At 73.1% G+C, this 2,657-nt stretch carries 2 protein-coding genes and 1 pseudogene; 2 read left to right on the plus strand and 1 reads right to left on the minus strand.

The window, feature by feature from the left end:
* Together ACZ45T_RS39190 and ACZ45T_RS39195 are read left to right on the plus strand one after the other, a co-directional pair.
* Positions 1-672 (plus strand): BBE domain-containing protein (locus tag ACZ45T_RS39190; protein WP_468449268.1); only part of this gene is annotated, 672 nt, incomplete at its 5' end.
* A gap of 104 nt (positions 673-776) precedes the next feature.
* Entirely contained in the window at positions 777-1,997 is a 1,221-nt protein-coding gene (locus ACZ45T_RS39195; RefSeq protein ID WP_468449270.1) for a cytochrome P450 family protein, read from the plus strand.
* Here ACZ45T_RS39195 and ACZ45T_RS39200 read toward each other — a convergent pair.
* Positions 1,992-2,657 (minus strand): annotated as a pseudogene (locus ACZ45T_RS39200) (FAD-binding protein); the annotation flags it as partial. The gene ACZ45T_RS39195 and the pseudogene ACZ45T_RS39200 sit on opposite strands and share 6 nt — an antisense overlap.

A 2,657-nucleotide genomic window follows, 5' to 3' on the forward strand; every position in this document is an offset into this window, starting at 1 on the left:
TCCCTCGCCCTCATCCCGGTGCCGGACGCACCCTTCGCACCGGAGCCGCTGCGCGGCCGGTACGTAGCCCACGTCCGGATCGCCTACACGGGCACGGCCGAGGAGGGCGAGCGTCTGGTCGCCCCGCTGCGCGCGGTCGCGCCGCGGCTGCTGGACACGCTCACGGAGATGCCGTACACCGCGAGCGCGGCCATCCACAACGATCCGCCGACTCCCATGCCGTGGTACGCGGACGGCGCCATGCTCAGCGAGCTGGCCGAGTCCGACGTGCCGACGGTCCTCAAGACGGTCGGCCCCGGCGCGCCCGTCATGTGCATCGTCGAACTGCGTCACCTCGGTGGCGCGCTGGCCCGGCGGCAGGGAGCGCCGAACGCGGTCGGCCACCGCGACGCGCGCTACCTGCTCTACGTGATCTCGCCCCTGGTCGGCCCGTTCACCCCCGAGACCGTACGGCCGGTGCACCGCCAGCTCTTCGACGCCCTGGCCCCCCGTACGACGGGGCGCTTCGTGAACTTCATGGGCATCGGCGAGAACGCCGGTCCGGAGCAGGTGCGTTCGGCGTACGACCCCGAGGACCACGCACGTCTGGTCCGGCTCAAGGCCGTGCACGACCCGGCCAACACCTTCCGCGTCAACTACAACCTGGAGCCCGGCACGCCCGGCTCGCACTAGCCGGTGATCGCCCACCGCAGCGGCCCCTCCCCCTCGGGACCGCCGCGGTGGGCGGTCGCCTGCCCGCGGGACCGCCGGCGGATCCGGCAGATTGGAAGCAACAGATGTCCCAGAGCGTGTTCCCGCTGGACCCCACGGGGAGTGATCTCGCCGGCGAGGCCGCCGCGCTGCGCCGGCTCGGGCCCATCGCCCGGGTGGAGCTGCCGGGCGGTGTGCCGGCCTGGTCGGTGACCCGGCACGAACGGATCAAGCAGCTCCTGACGGATCCGCGGGTGTCCAAGGATCCCCGCCGGCACTGGCCGGCCTTCCGCGACGGCGAGATCACGCCCGACTGGCCGCTCTACCCCTGGGTGTCCGTGGAGAACATGCTCACGGCCTACGGCGCCGAGCACTCCCGGCTGCGCCGGCTGATGGCGGGCGCCTTCACCGCCCGGCGCACGAAGTCGCTCGCGCCGTCCGTGGAGGAGGTGACGGCCACCCTGCTGGACGAGCTGGCCGCGGTGCCGGCCGGGGAGACGGTGGACCTGCGGGCCGCTTTCACCCACCCGCTGCCCTTCCAGGTGATCTGCCGGCTGTTCGGCATACCGGAGGCCACCAGCGAATCGCTGCGGCAGATGATGGACGCCTTCTTCCGCGATCCCGGGAGCATCGACGACATCCAGGAACGCGGACGGGCCATCTACGCGGTCCTCACGGACCTGGTGGCGTACAAGCGCGAGCACCCCGGACCCGACTTCTCCTCCGAGCTGATCGCCGTACGCGCCGAGGACGGGAAGCGGCTGAACGAACAGGAACTGGCCGACACCCTGATGCTCATGATCGGGGCCGGTCACGAGACCACGGCCAACCTGCTGGGCAGCGCACTGGTGGAACTGCTGTCCCGGCCCGATCAGCTGGAGCACATCCGGGCCGGCCGGGCCACCTGGCAGGACGCGATCGAGGAGTCCCTGCGCCTGCACGGCCCGGTTGCCCACATGCCGCTGCGCTTCGCCACGCAGGACATCGACGTGGACGGGGTGACCATCGCGCAGGGTGACGCGATCCTCGTCTCCTACTCGGCGGCCGGCCAGGATCCGGAGCAGCACGGCCCGGACGCGCTCGACTTCGACCTGCTCCGCGAGAGGCGCGAGCACCTCGCCTTCGGGCACGGCGCCCACCACTGTCTCGGCGCCCCCTTCGCCCGGTTGGAGGCCGGGATCGCGCTGCCGCGGCTCTTCGACCGCTTCCCCGGCCTGCGGCTGGCGCGACCCCGCTCCGAGATCCCGGGGTCCGGTTCCTTCATCGCGAACGGGCCGCGTGACCTGCCTGTCCTGCTGACGTCATGACGCCGGGTCCGGCTGGATGTTGTGGTTCACGCGGAAGGTGTTCGCGGGATCGTGTACGGCCTTCAGCCGGGCCAGCCGCCGCCCGGCGGGGGCGTCGTACAGCATGCCGAGCCGCTCGGCCGTGGCCGGGCGGCCGGTCCCGTAGACGAAGTTGAGGCTGCGGCCCACGGTCCACGGCCGGACCGCGGCGAGCAGCTTCTCGTGGACGGGGGCGATGTCGGCCGCGCTCCAGGGCCCTACGGGTGAGAGCACGCGCAGGATGTACGCCGCCTCGCGGTGGCCGACCGCGTTGGGCACGGCCGGCGGGCGGGCCAGCGCGCCGCCGAGATGGCGCAGGTCCACGACACACATGACGGGTGCGGCCGGGCCGGCGAGGTCCCGGACGGCTTCCAGCGCCGGGGTGCCGAGCGAGCCGAGCAGGGCGTTGTCCCCCGTGTAGCCGTGCGGGTGGACCGGGTCGTCGAAGATGGAGCCGCTCGCGGTGTACGGCATGTCGCGCAGGGTGTCCATCAGGCGGGGTGCGACCGCGCGCAGCGGCGCGACGGCCCTGCGGCCGGCGATCGCGCCGCCCGTGCAGGCGATCCGGACGTGGGCGACGTAGCGCCCGCGCAGCGCCTCGGGCATGAACGGCAGGTCGGGCACGGGCATCAGCCCCACGCT

The organism is Streptomyces sp. NPDC030995, assembly GCF_055571215.1.